This is a genomic window from Nonomuraea sediminis (assembly GCF_018531495.1).
Lineage (GTDB): Bacteria > Actinomycetota > Actinomycetes > Streptosporangiales > Streptosporangiaceae > Nonomuraea > Nonomuraea sediminis.
This window is the reverse complement of sequence record NZ_JAHDTI010000001.1, coordinates 25779-40898: the sequence shown is the minus strand read 5'-3', so window position 1 is coordinate 40898 and position 15120 is coordinate 25779. Positions and strand designations below refer to the sequence as shown.

The following is a 15120-nucleotide window of genomic DNA, read 5'->3' as shown; positions in this document are numbered from 1 at the left end:
CCAGTACCGTGGTTGTGACGACGGGCTGACTCTGCAGGGAGGTCTCCCGGGTTGGCGCGCGACGACGTGGTGGGCGACCTGATCAAGGGTCAGGTCTGCCTGTTAGGCGGACTGCTGGTGTGCATGGTCGCCATGCCCACGTGCGTGACCGGCAACTGCGGGATGAGTGACTTCGGCGTCCACTGGCGCACGATCGTGCCCTACGCGATCGGCCTGGTGGGCGCCGGTCTGTTCACCCGGCGGGGGCTGCGGGCGGCGGCGCCCGTGCTGCCCGCCCCCGGGTTCGTCCGCCTCGCCGGGGATTCCTTCGCGCTGCTGCTGGTCGGCGTCCTGCTCACCCCCTACACGCTGGGGGAGGGGGTGCACTGGGTGCACCGCTCCTTCGGCGCGGGGCTGTTCCTGTTCCAGCTGATCCTGGCCATCCGGCTGGTCGTGTGGGACACGGGCGAACTCTTCGCGGTCGTGCTGGTGTCGCTGCAGTTCCTCAGCGGTGTCGTGTCCGGCGTGTACGTGCTGTCCGACTCGGGGCATTTGGTGCTCAGCCAGGCGACGTTCCAGGCCGCGTTCGGCCTCGTGATGATCAGGACGGTGCGCCGGTTGTGGACCCGCGACAAACCGCCCAGTCCTTCACGGCCAAGTCGGCAGACATGATCGCGGGAAGTCGTTAGAGTCGGGCCGATGACGTCCTCAGAGCTGGAGTCTCCGCCCCTCGACACCGCCCGCCACCTGGCCGAGCAGGGCGACCTCGAGGGTGCGGCGGCCATACTGACCGAGCTGGCCGCCGACCCCGACGGGCCCGACAGGGCACAGGCCGCGGTGGGTCTGGCCGTCGTGCTCGAGGAGCGGGGAGACCTGGAGGGCGCCAGGGCCGCCGCGCGCACCGCGCTGGCCACCGGCCACCCCGAATACGCCGCCCAGGCCGCCTGCCACCTGGCGCGCGGCTTCGAACGCGAAGGCCGCGCCGATCAGGCCAGGGCCGCCTGGCAGGCCGTGCTCGGCGTCGGCACCGCCGCCTACCTGCCGCTGGCCCATCTCGCCCTGGCCAGGCTCGCCATGCAGGCAGACGACGCCGACGAGGCGGAACGCGAGCTCGCCGAGGTCATCGCCGGCGACGACCCGGAGCTTGCCGCCCGCGCCGCCCAGCACCTGGCCGAGCTGCTGCTCGACCAGGGCGACCCCGCCGCGGCCGCCGACGTGCTGCTCACGGCGCTGGAGACGGCACCCGGCCCGGAGGCGCCGCGCCTGCGGGTCCAGCTCGGCATCGCGCACCTGGAGCTGGCCTGCGCCGAACTCGCCACCGCGGTCGAGGAGGGTGGCGATCCCGGCACGACGGCGCTGGCGATCGAACTGCTCGCCCGCACCCTTCCCCTGCGCGGCCGCGCGGACGACGCCGACCACGTCTGGTCCTACGGCCTCAACCACCCGGACCCCTCCGTCGCCGACGAGGTCCGCCTCCGCCACGCGCGCTGACCGTCCCCTGACGCGGCGAGTTGCCCCTTACGGCGAGCTCTTTCGCTACGGCCGTTCTCCTGTACGGCAGTTCTTCTGTACGGCGAGGCCACCGCCACCGGCCGCCCGCCGTACTGCGGCTGAGGGCCCGCGCCCGGCGCTTCCGGCGAGTCGGTGCCCCTTGCCCGCCGTCACGACGCTTCGGCAGGCAGGCGCCACGGTCTCCCTGGCCCGCCGTACCTCGCGCCGGACGACCGCCGCACATCTCCTCGCCGACCCCGGCGCGTGGGTGCCGCCGGGTGTCGTGGTTCTTCTGGCCCGCCGTGCGTTGGCTAGACCCGCGACTGCTGCTTGGTGGCTGGGCGGGGTCTGGGGGTGGTGGGGAGGGCGTGGACCAGGGCGGTGGCGATGAGGGCGGTGGTGAGGGTGAACAGGGAGGCCATCGCCAGGCCGTGGGCCGCCGTGGTGGCGTTGCCGGTGGCGGGGTCGTAGGCGTTGAAGAAGACGACGCCGATGATGGCGACGCCGAGGGCGCCACCCACCTGCTGGGCGGTGGACAGGACGCCCGAGGCGGTCCCGGCGTCGTCAGGGTTGACGCGGGCGAGGACGGCGTTGAGCGACGGCGTGATGAGCAGGCCGCCCCCGACGCTCTGCAGCATGAGCGTCGGGATGACCACCCCGGGCGTGAACGGCAGGCCGGCCAGCAGGACCGCCGCGGTCGAGGCGTATCCGGCCGCGAGCACCACGGCACCGACCGCCAGCACCCGCCTGCCGTACCTGGGCACCAGGCGGCCGGCCGGCAGGCTGAAGGAGAAGAACATCACCGCGGCAGGCGTGTAGACCAGGCCCGCGCCGAGCGCCGACATGCCCAGCCCCTCCTGCAGCGAGATGGACAGCACCAGGTAGTACGAGGTGATCACCGCGTAGACCGCGAGCACCAGGACGAGCCCCACCGAGAACGAGCGCGTGGCGAACAGCCCGAGGCGCAGCAGCGGATCGCCGCCCCGGCGCGCGAGCGCCCGCTCGACGGCCGCGAACGCGCAGAACGCCGGCACGCTCGCGCCGAGGCAGGCCCACGCCCACCAGGGCCATCCCGCGTCCTGACCTTGGATGAGCGGGTAGACGAGCAGGAACAGCGCGGCCGACAGCAGGGCCACCCCGGCGACGTCGATCCGGCGGGCACGCGCCGCCCGCGACTCCGGCACGTACCGGGCGGCGAGCAGCAGGGTAACCAGCCCGATCGGAACGTTGATCCAGAACACGGGCCGCCAGCCGGAGCCGAACAGGTCCGCCCCGATGAGCAGGCCGCCGACCAGCTGCCCGCCGATGGTGGCCAGCCCCATCACCAGGCCGAGCACGCCGAAGGCCCGGTGGCGTTCCCGTTCGGGAACCAGCACCGTGATCACGGCCACGACCTGCGGCACCATCAGCGCCGCACCCAGCCCCTGCGCCAGCCGGGACACCACGAGCGCGAGCGCCGAGCCGGACAGCGCGCACGCGATCGAGGCCAGCGTGAACAGCCCCATGCCCAGCTGGAAGACGCGCCTGCGCCCGTGCAGGTCGCCCAGGCGGCCTCCGGTGGTGAGGAACACCGCGTAGGTGAGCTGGTAGCCGGCCAGGACCCACTGCAGCTCGCCGCCGGACGCGCCGAGGTCGGCCCGGATCGCCGGGGCCGCCACCAGCACGATGAACGAGTCGAGCACCGCCATGAACGTGCCGGCCAGCACGACCGCCACCGCCCGCCGCCCCGTCATGCCGGCACCTGGGCGAGGGCCTTGACCAGCTCCGCCGCCAGCACGGCCTGGCCGGCGCAGGAGAAGTGCACGCCGTCGGCGCTCAGCAGGTCCGCCCGCGAGTTGACCGGGTGGTCCCACATGTCGGCCACGATGGCGCCGCACGAGACGTGCAGCAGGTCGGGCCCGAAGGCGCGGACCCGGTCGAGCTGCCCGGCCAGCGTGTCCTCGACGGTGGCGCCGGTGCGGGCGGCGTTGAGGTAGGCCAGGCCGGGATGCACGCGGCGCAGGACGTCGGCCAGCCGATCGGTCCACCCCTGGGGCGCGTAACCGGGGCTCGGGTCGCCAACGCCGGCCGCGAGGCTGTCGCCCATCGAGGCGAAGCGGCGCCAGGGCGCGCCCGCCAGCAGCCGGGCTGCGGCCTCAGGAGGCAGGCAGAAAGGATCAGATCGCTCTGCAAGGAAATCAGTCACGCCGAGAACATACGACCGGTCGTATGTTTAATGCAACAGAGAATGTGGCAGGATGGATCGCGTGCGACAACCAGTGGACCGCCGTCTCCTCAGAGGGGCGCAGAGCAGGCAGGCCATCGCCCGCCACGCCGTCGACGTGGCCTCGCTGGAGGGGCTGACCGGGCTGAGCCTCGGCCGCCTGGCCACCGACCTGGGGCTGAGCAAGAGCGGCGTGCAGACACTGTTCGTGACGAAGGAGAACCTGCAACTGGCCGCGGTGGAGTCGGCGGGGGAGGCGTTCTCCGGGGCGGTCATCCGTCCGGCGCTCGAGGCCCCCCGCGGCGCCGCGCGGCTGCGCGCGCTGGTGGAGCGCTGGATCGCCTACGTGGAGACGCCGCTGTTTCCCGGCGGGTGCTTCTGGGTGGCCAACCTGGCCGAGTTCGACAGCAGGCCGGGGCAGGTCCGCGACGCGCTGCTGCGCCACCAGCATGACTGGACGGCCCGCATCGCCGCCGAACTGCGCCACGCCGCGGAGCTGGAAGAGATCGCCGACCTGGACGCCGAGCTGGCCGCGTTCCAGATCGACGCGGTGCTGCGCGCCGCCAACACCGCTCTGCGCCTCGGCGACGACGAGGCGCCGGACAAGGTGCGCAGGGTGGTGGCGGGCTTCCTCAGGCCCGCGCCTGCCAGGCGAACGTGAGCGAGCCGGCGAGCAGGACGACGCCGGAGACGACGCCGCTGACGAAGGGGATCCAGGTGAGAGCCGAGGCGGCGGCCATGATGAAGCCCGCCACCCCGAGGACGGTGAGGGTGACGCCGGGGACCAGGATGCTGCGCTGGCGCCAGACCGGGGCGAGCGCCACGAAGTGGACGCCGACCACGAACGCGATCCACGCCACGTTCACCTGCTCGGGCACCCCGATCGCCCGCATCAGCCACATGCCGCCGAACAGCAGCACGACCTCACCGGCCACCACCCACCGGTAGCCGACCCCGAAGAACGGCGCGGAGGGGACGTCGTCGGAAGGCGGCGCGGCGGCCCCTGGCCTGGCCGCCCGGAACCACAGGCCGATCACGGCGGCCAGCGCGATCCCGGCCAGCACCCGAAGCGCAATCCCGGCAGTGGCGCCCAGCGGGGCATGAGCATTGACAAAAACGAAAATCGCCCCGAAAACGGCGCCGATCAACAAACCAGTCATGCGTTGCATGATCCGCGATCCTACAAGGGATCGACTCCCAGCCTGGCCGCCAGCCGTTCGCGCAGTTCCGTGGCCGCCGCGATGCGCTCGTCGAGCACCTTGAGCCGTTCGCGCGCCCGGTCGACGGCCCGCACGCAGACAGGGCTGACCGGATCGGCGAACGAGCCGGGCACCTCCTGGTCGAGCAGGTCGGCGAAGTCGCTCACGTCCGTCAGCGTGAAGCCCAGCGACAGCAGCTCCTGGATGTGCCTGACGCGGCGCAGCGCCCGCTCGTCGTAGTCGCGGTAGCCGCCGTCGCCTGACCGCGGCGGGAACAGCAGCCCGTGCTGCTCGTACCAGCGCAGGGCCCGCGGGGTGGTGCCCGCCGCGCGGGCCGCCTCGGAGATCCGCATGCCTCCCATGTTCACACGCGCACGACCACGGTGCCCGCGTGCCGTCCCGCGATCAGGTCGAGCAGCGCGCCCGGCGCGTTCTCCAGCCCCTCGACCAGGGTGTACGGCAGGCGGAGCGAGCCGTCGGCCAGCCACGCGTCCCTGACCCGCGGCCACTCGGCGGCCAGGTCCTGATGGTCGGAGGCGGTGAAGCCGCGCAGCATGACCCGCCGGGAGATCATCGCCATGACGTCGATCCCCACGGCGGCCGGTTCGCCGCCGAGCTGGTGGTCCAGCGCCCCGCACAGCGCGATCCTGGCCCCGGGCCTGGCCAGCTCGGCGGCCGCGGCCAGCTGCCGGCCGCCCACGGTGTCGAACACCACGTCGAGCCCGTCCGGCGCGGCCTCCCGCAGCGCGGCCAGGTCGTCGCGGGTGACCACGGCGTCGGCGCCGGTGACCTTGCCCGCCGTACCGGATGTGCCGATCACTCGGGACGCGCCGAGCAGGCGGGCCAGCTGGACGGCGACCCCGCCGATGGCGCCGCCCGCGCCGGTGACCAGGACCGTGTCGCCCTGCCGGACCGGAGCGGTGCGCAGGCCGGCGTAGGCCGTCAGCGACTGGCCGAGCTCGGCCACCGCCTGCTCGGGGCCCGTGACGGGCTCGACGCGGCGCAGCCCTTCGGGCTCGGCCACCACGTGGTCGCGCCAGCCGTGGTCGTGGCGCACCCAGGAACCGGGAGGCAGGGCCTCGAAAGCGGACTCGACCACCTGGCCGAGCGCGGGCCCGTGCAGGGCCTGGCCGGGGCGGTACATCGGCAGCGGGACGTGGGTGGCGCCCATCAGCGTCCGCATGGCCGCGGTGACGATCATCCAGGAGTTGCGCACCAGCACCTGCCCGGGACCCGGGCTGGGCGTGGGGAGGCTCTCCAGGCGGAAGTGCTTCATGGCAGGGGGTTCAAGGGCCTGCTCGGCCAGGCGGATCTCACGCATGTCCCGATCGTCGGGGTTGACGTGTGCGTCAGAGTCAAGTCACCGGTGCCGGATCGCCGACGCGCCCGCCACGTTGATGAGCACGATCGCCACCAGCGTCACCAGCATGCCGATGAAACCGGCGTTCACCGCGGCGATCCCGACCAGCGGCACGCCCAGGGCCATCGAACCCAGCGCCAGCAGCACCATGTGGCCAGAGCCGGTCCTGGCCCTCGGGGGAGGCGGGGGAGAGGAGTAGGGGGCGTAGGGGCTGGGGGCCTGGCCGTGCAGCTCGCTGTGCACCCGCGCGGCGATCGTGGCGTCCAGGCGCTCGACGAACGACTCGACGAGCGCGGCTTCGTACTCGGGCCCCAGATCGCGGCGGGCGTCGAGCGTCGCCTGAAGATCCTCCCGTAGGGGGCGCATGTCTGCCATGAGGTTAATGGTCGCGGCGAATCCGCACGCCGTCATCCGACCTGAGGTCTATGCGTGACTCCTCCCCAGGTACGGTGCTGCCATGGAGGTCATGACGCCGCGGGGTCCCGCCGTGGTCGAGGTGGACGAGCCGGAGCGGGCCCGCCTGCTGCTCGTGCTGACCCACGGCTCGGCCGGCGGGGTCGACGCGCCTGACCTGCTCGCCGTGCGCGACGCGGCGCTCGAGGGCGGGGCCGTGGTGGCCAGGGTCATGCAGGCGTTCAGGATCGCCGGGGCCCGCGCGCCCGGCTCACCCGACCGGCAGGACGAGGCGTGGGCGGCCGTGCTGTCAGAGCTGCGTTCGCGCTGGCCGGACCTGCCTCTGGTGCAGGGCGGGCGGAGCAACGGGGCTCGGGTGGCCTGCCGTACGGCCGAGCGGGTCGGTGCCGAGGCCGTGGTCGCGCTGGCGTTTCCGCTGCACCCGCCGGGCAAGCCGGAACGGTCCAGGGCCGACGAGCTGCGCGGCGCCGGCGTGGACGTGCTGGTGGTGAACGGGGATCGTGACCCGTTCGGCGTGCCTGATCCCGCGGACGCGGCGCGGCTCGTGATCATGCCAGGGGAAGGCCATGACCTGAAAAAGGATCCCGCCCGGGTGGGCGAGGTGGTGGCGGAGTGGATCTTCCACTACGCGCCGTGAGGAAGCCCCCGATTCCGGCCTGCTCAGGCCGCGCCGACCAGGGGGTCGGGGCGGTGCGGTGCGATCACCGTGCCGCTGGGAAGGAGCTCCCCGGTGTCCTCGAAGAGGACGACGCCGTTGCAGAGAAGGCTCCACCCCTGCTCAGGGTGGCTGGCGAGGGTACGTGCAGCCTCGCGGTCAGGGGCCTCCGCAGACGGACAGACCGGGTCGTGCGGGCACATCGGCGTGCCTCCGATATCTAGTAAGTGCGCTCGGGTTGTCGTTTCAGCAAGTGTGCGACGTATGTCACACGTTCCGACATAGCCCATTAGGACTGTTAGAGGAGGATGCCTGAGGCGTGTGACTCACGACACAGAGTGCCTTATGCAGGATAACGGTCCAAGCTCGACACGCCCACTAGGTTTGCAAGCCCTTGAGCAAAGCTTCCAGGCCCCGCTCGAAGTCCGTATCCGCGCGCGCGTCGCGTCTGGTCCACGTGTCCACCTCCGGATCGGCCCAGCCCGACTGCTGCACCTCGACCGCGACGCTGCCGAAGACGAAGGCGCGCAGCGCCCGCACGGCTTCCGCCGCGCCGTCCAGGCCGCCGTCGGCCAGCTGCTCGGTCTGCTCGCCGATCGCGATGGCCGTGCCGCCCTTCGGCGGTTTGGTCAGCGCCAGCGCCAGCACGCCCGGATGGTCCCTGAGCCGCTCGCGGGCGGCGCGCGCCCAGGCCTTGGCCGTGTCCTGCCAGGTGGCCGCCTGCTCGGCGTGGACCGCGGTGACGTGCTCGGCCAGCGCGTCCATCAGCGCCTCCTTGCCGCGGGGCAGGTGGTGGTAGATGGCCATCGCCTCCACCTGCAGCGCGTCGCCGAGCCTGCGCATGGTCAGGCGGCGCAGGCCCTGGCTGTCGGCGATGTGCAGCGCGGCCTCGATGATGCGTTCCCTGGACAGGGGCACGGGGGGTCGCTTGGCTGGCATGATTGCGAATCTACTATGTAAAGGGCCTGGGGACGGTGCCATCCCGCGCGTGTCGTACGCTTAGCCCTGGCGACGAGTGAAAGGCAGAGTGTCGATGGCGTTTTTCCGTCCGCGGGTGAGCCGCGAGGCCGAGGTCCGCTACCACGCGGACCTGGAGATCTCCAAGGGCTTCCCCGCGCTGCTCGACAAGGCTCGCGAGGCCGAGCAGGTGCTGAGCGAGCTGCGCGCGGGCGACGCCGACGAGCTGGAGCTGCGGGCCGCGGGGCTGGTCTTCGACAAGGCCCTCACCGAGGCGCTGCGCGCGGCCGAGTCCGGTCAGCGGGCCACGTTCGGCGTGAAGGCCTACGACGACCGCATCGCCCGCCGCAAGGCCAAGGCGACGCCTGAGGGCGCGGCCTGGACCAAGGAGGTCGACAACCTGCGCACGCTGCGCGAGGAGAACCGCATGTGGGGGATCCCGCGCGTCCCGCGCCCGGTGCCCGCGGCCCGATAGACAGCAGTACGGCGAGCCGGTTCGAAACCGGCTCGCCGTACTTTTTGTCCGACCGGCACACCGCCTCCCTCGCGGGATGCCGGTCCTGCGGTCTAGCTCGCCCAGTCCAGCAGCGGGCGGGTGTTGCTGGGGTGGCGCAGCTTCGACAGCGACTCCTTCTCCAGCTGCCTGATGCGCTCGCGGGTCAGGCCGAGGTGCTTGCCGATCTCGTCGAGCGTGTGCGGCTTGCCGTCCACCAGGCCGAAGCGCAGCGCCATGATCTTCGACTCCCGCGGCGAGAGGTTCTCGAGCACGCCGCGCAGCTGGTCGCCCAGCAGCTGGCGGTCGACGATCTCCGAGGCCTCCGGCGAGTCGACGTCCTCGATGAGGTCGCCGATCGTGGTCTCGCCGTCCTCGCCGATCGTGGCGTTCAGCGAGATCGGCTGGCGGCTGGTGCGCAGCAGCTCCTCGATCTGGTCCGGCGTCTTGTCCAGCTCGTGCGCCAGCTCCTCCGGCGTGGGCTCGCGGCCCAGCCGCTGGTGCATGTCACGCTCGATCCGCGACAGCTTGGACAGCATCTCCAGCACGTGCACGGGAAGCCGGATCGTGCGGGCCGAGTCGGCGAAGCCGCGCTGGATGGCCTGCCTGATCCACCACATCGCGTAGGTGGAGAACTTGAAACCCTTGGTGTAGTCGAACTTCTCGACCGCCCTGATCAGGCCCAGGTTGCCTTCCTGGACCACGTCGAGCAGCGACATGCCGCGGTCGGTGTACTTCTTGGCCACCGACACCACCAGCCGGAGGTTGGCCTCCAGCATGTGGTCCTTGGCTTCCTTGCCGTCCTGGACCACCAGCTCCAGGCCCTCGCGCACGGCAGGGTCGGTCTCGGTCTCCAGCTTGTACTCGGCGTACAGGCCGGCCTCGATCCTGCGGGCCAGGTCGACCTCCTGGGCGGCGGTCAGCAGCGTGCGGCGCCCGATCGACTTCAGGTAGGTGTGGACGGAGTCGCCCATGACCGACTGGTTGTCGTCCAGGTCGAGCGGCTCGTCCTCGAGGTCTTCCGCGTCCTCGAGCACGAGCGCCTCCGGCTCCTCGTCCTCGGCCTTGACCTCGGGCTCCGGCTCCTTCTTTGGCTTCGCCGCTCGCTTGGCGGTAGTCTTCGTGGCGGTGGCCGCCTTCTTGCGCTGGGCCGGGGCCTTCTTGCCCAGGGCGGGCTCGTTCTCCGCGGCCAGGCTCACGCCGGCCTCGGTCAGCTCACGCAGAATGGATCGGCCGTCGGCCGGGCTGATCCCGGCCTCGGCGAACGCGTCACGGAGCTCCGCCAGGGAAAGGTGACCCTGCGATCGCCCTCGGGCGAGCAGTTGATCGAGGGTCGCCGGTGGAGTGGCCACGGCGGTTCGGGGCATGAGGACACCTCCTCCAAACGGAGTCGAAGCAATCAAGGCAGGTTGTGGTGGGGCGGCTGCGGCCGCTCAGCGCACCAGTATCAATAACGTCAATCGCGGCCATTTGTTCCCGCGGACATGAAAAAGGGGCGGATCGCCCAAAGCGGCGAGGCGCCCCTGCGGTACCTAGTTGCCCTGACGCACCTCGGGCATCGGCATGGGCTGGGCGTTCTCCATCCGCTTGTCGGTCCAGTACTGGATGACCTTCTGCGGGTCCTGGTTCACCTCGTGCGAGACGACCTTGTCGTCGTCCTGCTTGGCGATCGTGGGCGGGTCGGTCTGCGGCGCCTCGGTCCTGGGCGCCACGGTCTCGGGCAGCGCCGGCGGGACCTGCTGCGGCTGGCGGTCGTCCACCACGGCTCTGGTCTCCTGTCCCTTCTCGAGCCTGCCCGCCGTGGCGGCCGCCGCGACCGTGGTGCCGCCGACGACGACGACGCCGATCACCGCCGCGGATGCCCACATCTTGCGGGTCTGGTTCATGAAGGCTCCCTCCTTGCTGTCCCCAATATGACGCATCCGGGTGACATCAGGTTCCTGCCCAGACGCTGGCGTTATGGCTCCTGCTGCTGCATTGGTTCGCCTTCTCGCACTTCCGGGCCGTGATGGATGTTCATCCACCCATCGATTGATTCTCTGGATGAAGCTCTATGGCGACGGTCGGGTGCCCGATGGTTTGCTGCCTGCCATGGAATCCGTAGCGAGAGTCATCGTGCCCGCCGGTGAGGGGCGGGCCGTACGGGTGGAGGCGGGGCAGCGCGTGCGCGTCGTCGACGTCGAGGGGGCCCAGGTCGGCGACGTGTTCGCCTTCGCCGCCGGCGACGTGACCGAGCACCTCAGCGCCTCGCACACCCGTGCCTGGACCAGCCGCCTCTTCCCGGCGGTCGGCGAGCACTTCGTCACCGACCGGCGCAGGCCGATCCTCACTCTCGTCTCCGACACCTCTCCGGGCGGGCACGACATGCTGATCGCCGCGTGCGACCCGCAGCGCTACACGACGCTGGGCGTGGAGGGGTTCCACCGTTCCTGCGCCGACAACCTGCGCGGCAGCCTGGACGAGCTCGGCCTCGCCGTGCCCGTCACGCCGCAGCCGGTCAACGTGTTCATGCGGATCCCGGTGGCCGGCGACGGGCGGCTGAGCTGGCTGAGCGCCGCCAGCCGTCCAGGCGACGCGATCACCTTCGAGGCGGCCATGGACTGCGTGTTCGTGGTCTCCGCCTGCCCGCAGGACGTCGTGGGGATCAGCGGCGACGGCCCCACCCCGCTGGCGATCGAGGTCCTTTCCGCACTTGATGACAGGGAGTAAGTCATGTCCACGATTCACCCGGCGCTCCGGCCGGAGCGCCTCGGCAAGCTCGAGCTGGCCAACCGGTTCGCCGTCTCGCCCATGACCAGGGTCTCGGCCGCGCCCGACGGCACGCCGACCGCCGAGATGGCCGACTACTACCAGGCCTACGCCAGGGGAGAGTTCGCCCTGGTCATCACCGAGGGCACCTACACCGACGCGCTCCACAGCCAGGGCTACACCAACCAGCCGGGAATCGTCTCCGACGCGCACGTGGCCGCCTGGCGGGAGATCACCGGCCGCGTCCACGCCGCCGGGTCGGCCATGGTGCTGCAGCTCATGCACGGGGGCGCGCTGTCGCAGGGCAACCGCTACCGGGACGACAGGCTGGCCCCGTCCGCCGTGCCGCCGCGCGGCGAGATGATGCCCGAGTACGGCGGGCACGGCAAGTGGCCGACGCCCAGGGCGATGAGCCAGGCCGACATCGACGAAGCGGTAAGCGGGTTCGTGGCGTCGGCGGTGCGGGCGCGCGCGGCCGGCTTCGACGGGGTGGAGGTGCACGGCGCCAACGGCTACCTGGTGGACCAGTTCCTCACCGACTACACCAACCGGCGCGACGACTCCTACGGCGGCCCGGTCGCCAACCGGGTGCGCTTCGCCGCGGACGTGGTGGCCGCCATCCGGGCCGAGGTGGGGCCCGAGTTCTGCGTCGGGATCCGGCTGTCCCAGGGGAAGGTCAACGACTTCACCCACCGCTGGGCGGGAGGAGTCCACGACGCGGAGATCACCTTCTCCGCGCTGGCCGACGCGGGCGCGACGTACCTGCACATCGCGAGCGAGGGCAGGGACTGGATCGAGACGGCGCGGCTGGACGGCGACGTCACGATCACGGGCCTGGCCAGGAGGGTGACCGGGCTGCCGGTGATCGCCAACGGCGGCATGCACGACCTCGGCCAGGCCGCGCAGGTGCTGGACGACGGCCACGCCGACGTCGTGTCCATCGGCAGGGGCGCGCTGGCCAACCCCGACCTGCCCCGACGCCTGACCCGCGGACTGCCGCTCGAGGCCTTCGACCATATGATGCTGCAACCCATGGCGACGCTGAGCAACGCCCGCCAGTGGCGGCAGGTGGCGGTCTGAAGGGGAGGGCCATGAGCAGCACGTGGAACGGCGAGGCGTCAGCGGTGGTGATGCTGACCTTCGACGTCGACGCGGAGACGCCGATCCTCGCGGCCGGGCGCGACTACGCCCGGCACGCGAGCACGATGTCGCACCAGGCCTACGGCCCGGAGGTGGGCGTGCCCCGCGTCCTGGATCTGCTGGAGGAGCTGGACGTGCCCGCCACGTTCTTCGTGCCCGGCTGGGTGGCCGAGCACCGGCCCGGCCTGGCCGCCTCGATCGTCGAGCGCGGACACGAGGTGGCCCACCACTCCTACAGTCACCGGGCGCCCACGTCGATGACCCCGCAGGAGGAGCGGGCGGACTTCGAGCGCGCCCTGGCGGTCTTCGCCAACCAGGGGATCGAGATCCTCGGGCACCGCGCGGCGCTGTGGGAGGCCACCTGGCAGACCGCCGACCTCGTCGCCGAGCACGGCCTGCGCTACGACTCGTCCCTGATGGGCGACGACCGGCCCTACCGGGTCGCCACCGGCTCAGGGGAGATCGTCGAACTGCCGGTGCACTGGTCGCTCGACGACTGGGAGCAGTACGCCTACCTGCCCGCCCCGCACATCGGCTCGGTCATCGAGTCCCCGGCGAAGGTTCTCGAGCTGTGGCGGGCCGAGCTGGACGGGATGCGGCACTACAGGTGCCTGTTCAACCTGTGCATCCATCCGTTCCTGTCCGGTCGTCCCGGCAGGGCCCTGGCTCTGCGCCGGTTCATCGAGTACGCGCTCGAGTGCGGTGACGTCCGCTTCGCCCGCGGCAGGGAGGTGGCCGAGGCCGCGGCGGCGGATCCGGGCCTGCCCACCCGCACGCCCCGGCCGCCCGTGGTGGACCCGGAGGTGTATCCCACCTAGTCCATGGCGTCGATGGTCAGGGCCAGGAACAGGTCCACCCGGTCCTCGGTGTGCCCCACGTCCCTGCCGGTCAGATCGGCGATCTTGGCGAGCCGGTTGCGCAGGGTGTTGACGTGGACGTGCAGCGCCGAGGCCGTCGCCGCCCACTGCCCGTCATGATCGAGGAACGCCCGCAGGGTCGGCTCCAGGTCGCCGTCGCGCCGGGCGTCGTGCTCGCGCAGCGGGGCCAGCAGGTCGCGGGAGAAGCCGTGCAGGGTCTCGGTGTCCAGCAGGCCGAGCAGCAGCCGGTGCGTGCCCAGTTCGAGGAAGCTGCGCACCGCCGGCCCGTTGAGCGTCCGGCTGCGCGTGCGGCGCAGCACCCGGCACGCCTCCCGCGACTGCACGAGCGGGCGGCGCAGTTCCCCGGAGTGCGGTGCCATCCCGCCGACCCCCACGACGGGGCGCAGCCCGGGAAACCGCCTCTCCACGGCCTTCACCAGCCGTTCCGCCAACGGTGGCACCTCGACCTCCGGGCGGCGCCAGGGCAGGACGGCCACGACGTCCTGGCTGCCGCTCGCGACGACCACCGGGATCCCCTCGGCGGCGAAGAACTCGCCGATCACCTCGGCCAGGCCGTGCACGGTGGCCGCCTCGCCCGCGGCGAAGGCGACGGCGCAGACGGTCAGCGGGCCCGTGGGGTCCACGCCGAACGCGCGCAGCCTGCCGGGCACCTCCGCGGCGCGCCGCCCGCCCGACAGCACCATTTCCAGCAGCTCGCTGGCGAAGCGCATCTCGATGGCCTGCACCGCCTGCTGCTTGGCCACCTCGAGGCTGAGGAACCTGGCGGCCTGCTCAAGCGCGTCCCGCTCGCCGCGGTCGAGGGTGGACAGCGGCCGCAGGCAGATGAGCGCCGCGTCGATGTCGCCGACCGCCCCCACGGGGAACAGCGCCGCCCGCCCGACCTCGCCGAGGTCCAGCTCCAGCGCCGGGGGACGGCGCGACAGCCCGGCGGCCACGGCGTGCAACTGGTCGGCGTCGAGTTCGGCGCCGGACGCCGCGAGCAGCCGTGCCATCCTGTCGACGACCGCCAGAGGCAGGTCGTGGTCGCTCCTGAGCACGCTGAGCACCCCCGAGGCCCCCGCGCCCCTCGAGATCGCCGTGGCCAGGGCGTCGCCCCTGCGCACCATGCCGACGAGGGTCCGCTGGCGCTCGTCGGTGTACATGGCGGCGACCGCCTCGGAGATCGCGGTGAACGGCACCGCGGTGGAGATCTCCAGCAGCGGCACGTCGGCCGCCCGGCATGCCTCGATCAGCTCCGGCGGCGTCCGCGGCGTCTCGGCTCGCAGCCCGAACACGATGCCGGCGGCGTCGGCCCGTTTGACGTTCGCCACGAACGCGGCCGCCGTCACCTGGGCCGCCCACAGCCCGTTGGTCAGGACGAGCTCCCGCTCCCTGACGTAGACCGACGGGTCGGGCAGCTCGGTATTGTGCACCCACGCCACGGGCTCGCCCAGCGCGCCCGGCGGTCCTGCGACGAGGACCCTGAGCTCCAGCGAGTCGTTGCGCACCAGGGACTCCAGAGTGAACACCCTGTGAATATAGACACCGATCCGGCGAATCTCTAGAGGTTCCTCCACTCCTCAGCGAAACCGGCAGGTGCTTGTGTGGTCCGCATCACGGAGGA

Annotated in this window: 19 protein-coding genes; 8 read left to right on the top strand and 11 right to left on the bottom strand. The window is 71.9% G+C overall.

Annotation, left to right across the window (positions count from 1 at the left end):
• Positions 1–51: 51 nt before the first annotated feature.
• Entirely contained in the window at positions 52–651 is a 600-nt protein-coding gene (locus KIK09_RS00165) for a hypothetical protein (RefSeq protein WP_214316542.1), read from the top strand.
• A 27-nt stretch (positions 652–678) separates the two neighbouring features.
• Positions 679–1470, top strand: coding sequence for a tetratricopeptide repeat protein (locus tag KIK09_RS00160; protein WP_214316541.1), 792 nt, complete (start codon positions 679–681; stop codon positions 1468–1470).
• A 311-nt stretch (positions 1471–1781) separates the two neighbouring features.
• Here KIK09_RS00160 and KIK09_RS00155 read toward each other — a convergent pair whose 3' ends face one another.
• A complete protein-coding gene (locus tag KIK09_RS00155; protein WP_214316540.1) occupies positions 1782–3203 on the bottom strand; it encodes an MFS transporter in 1422 nt (473 codons plus the stop codon).
• Positions 3200–3655, bottom strand: a complete 456-nt coding sequence (locus tag KIK09_RS00150; protein ID WP_308163857.1) for a GDSL-type esterase/lipase family protein — start codon at positions 3653–3655, stop codon at positions 3200–3202. The genes KIK09_RS00155 and KIK09_RS00150 overlap by 4 nt, the downstream gene beginning before the upstream one ends.
• 61 nt (positions 3656–3716) lie before the next feature.
• Here KIK09_RS00150 and KIK09_RS00145 point away from each other — a divergent pair, with 61 nt between their 5' ends.
• Entirely contained in the window at positions 3717–4334 is a 618-nt protein-coding gene (locus KIK09_RS00145) for a TetR/AcrR family transcriptional regulator (protein ID WP_250572461.1), read from the top strand.
• On the opposite strand, the gene KIK09_RS00140 is transcribed toward KIK09_RS00145, so the two are convergent.
• From KIK09_RS00140 to KIK09_RS00125, 4 genes are read right to left on the bottom strand one after another with little or no spacing between them, the layout of a single operon-like run.
• On the bottom strand, positions 4306–4833 hold the full coding sequence (locus KIK09_RS00140; RefSeq protein ID WP_214316538.1) for a hypothetical protein: 528 nt from the start codon (positions 4831–4833) through the stop codon (positions 4306–4308). The genes KIK09_RS00145 and KIK09_RS00140 overlap by 29 nt on opposite strands.
• Before the next feature lie 20 nt (positions 4834–4853).
• Positions 4854–5225, bottom strand: coding sequence for a MerR family transcriptional regulator (locus KIK09_RS00135; protein WP_214316537.1), 372 nt, complete (start codon positions 5223–5225; stop codon positions 4854–4856).
• A gap of 11 nt (positions 5226–5236) precedes the next feature.
• Positions 5237–6193: an MDR family NADP-dependent oxidoreductase gene (locus tag KIK09_RS00130; protein WP_214316536.1), complete on the bottom strand. Its 957-nt coding sequence runs from the start codon at positions 6191–6193 to the stop codon at positions 5237–5239.
• A 39-nt stretch (positions 6194–6232) separates the two neighbouring features.
• Positions 6233–6607: a hypothetical protein gene (locus KIK09_RS00125; RefSeq protein ID WP_214316535.1), complete on the bottom strand. Its 375-nt coding sequence runs from the start codon at positions 6605–6607 to the stop codon at positions 6233–6235.
• Between the two features lie 82 nt (positions 6608–6689).
• Here KIK09_RS00125 and KIK09_RS00120 point away from each other — a divergent pair, with 82 nt between their 5' ends.
• Positions 6690–7283 carry an alpha/beta hydrolase family protein gene (locus KIK09_RS00120; RefSeq protein ID WP_214316534.1) on the top strand — a complete coding sequence of 198 codons (594 nt, stop codon included), beginning with the start codon at positions 6690–6692 and terminating at the stop codon, positions 7281–7283.
• 23 nt (positions 7284–7306) lie between these two features.
• On the opposite strand, the gene KIK09_RS57230 is transcribed toward KIK09_RS00120, so the two are convergent.
• Together KIK09_RS57230 and KIK09_RS00115 are read right to left on the bottom strand one after the other, a co-directional pair.
• Positions 7307–7504 (bottom strand): DUF5999 family protein, encoded by a 198-nt coding sequence (locus tag KIK09_RS57230; protein WP_250572460.1) that lies wholly within the window; start codon positions 7502–7504, stop codon positions 7307–7309.
• A gap of 175 nt (positions 7505–7679) precedes the next feature.
• Positions 7680–8240 carry a TetR family transcriptional regulator gene (locus KIK09_RS00115; RefSeq protein ID WP_214316533.1) on the bottom strand — a complete coding sequence of 187 codons (561 nt, stop codon included), beginning with the start codon at positions 8238–8240 and terminating at the stop codon, positions 7680–7682.
• A gap of 94 nt (positions 8241–8334) precedes the next feature.
• On the opposite strand from KIK09_RS00115, the gene KIK09_RS00110 reads away from it, so the two are divergent.
• Entirely contained in the window at positions 8335–8733 is a 399-nt protein-coding gene (locus tag KIK09_RS00110) for a hypothetical protein (RefSeq protein WP_214316532.1), read from the top strand.
• A 92-nt stretch (positions 8734–8825) separates the two neighbouring features.
• Here KIK09_RS00110 and KIK09_RS00105 read toward each other — a convergent pair whose 3' ends face one another.
• The gene (locus KIK09_RS00105) at positions 8826–10118 is read right to left on the bottom strand and encodes an RNA polymerase sigma factor (protein WP_214316531.1); all 1293 of its coding nucleotides are present in this window, start codon (positions 10116–10118) and stop codon (positions 8826–8828) included.
• A 165-nt stretch (positions 10119–10283) separates the two neighbouring features.
• Complete coding sequence (locus tag KIK09_RS00100) at positions 10284–10637, bottom strand: hypothetical protein (RefSeq protein ID WP_214316530.1); 354 nt, start codon at positions 10635–10637, stop codon at positions 10284–10286.
• Between the two features lie 205 nt (positions 10638–10842).
• Here KIK09_RS00100 and KIK09_RS00095 point away from each other — a divergent pair, with 205 nt between their 5' ends.
• The 3 genes from KIK09_RS00095 to KIK09_RS00085 are packed head-to-tail and all read left to right on the top strand — an operon-like array spanning position 10843 to position 13457.
• Complete coding sequence (locus KIK09_RS00095) at positions 10843–11460, top strand: DUF1989 domain-containing protein (protein ID WP_250572459.1); 618 nt, start codon at positions 10843–10845, stop codon at positions 11458–11460.
• Between the two features lie 3 nt (positions 11461–11463).
• Positions 11464–12579: an oxidoreductase gene (locus tag KIK09_RS00090; protein WP_214316529.1), complete on the top strand. Its 1116-nt coding sequence runs from the start codon at positions 11464–11466 to the stop codon at positions 12577–12579.
• Between the two features lie 11 nt (positions 12580–12590).
• On the top strand, positions 12591–13457 hold the full coding sequence (locus KIK09_RS00085; protein ID WP_214316528.1) for a polysaccharide deacetylase family protein: 867 nt from the start codon (positions 12591–12593) through the stop codon (positions 13455–13457).
• Here KIK09_RS00085 and KIK09_RS00080 read toward each other — a convergent pair.
• A complete protein-coding gene (locus tag KIK09_RS00080; RefSeq protein WP_214316527.1) occupies positions 13454–15025 on the bottom strand; it encodes a PucR family transcriptional regulator in 1572 nt (523 codons plus the stop codon). The two genes, KIK09_RS00085 and KIK09_RS00080, sit on opposite strands and share 4 nt — an antisense overlap.
• Between the last annotated feature and the right edge of the window lie 95 nt (positions 15026–15120).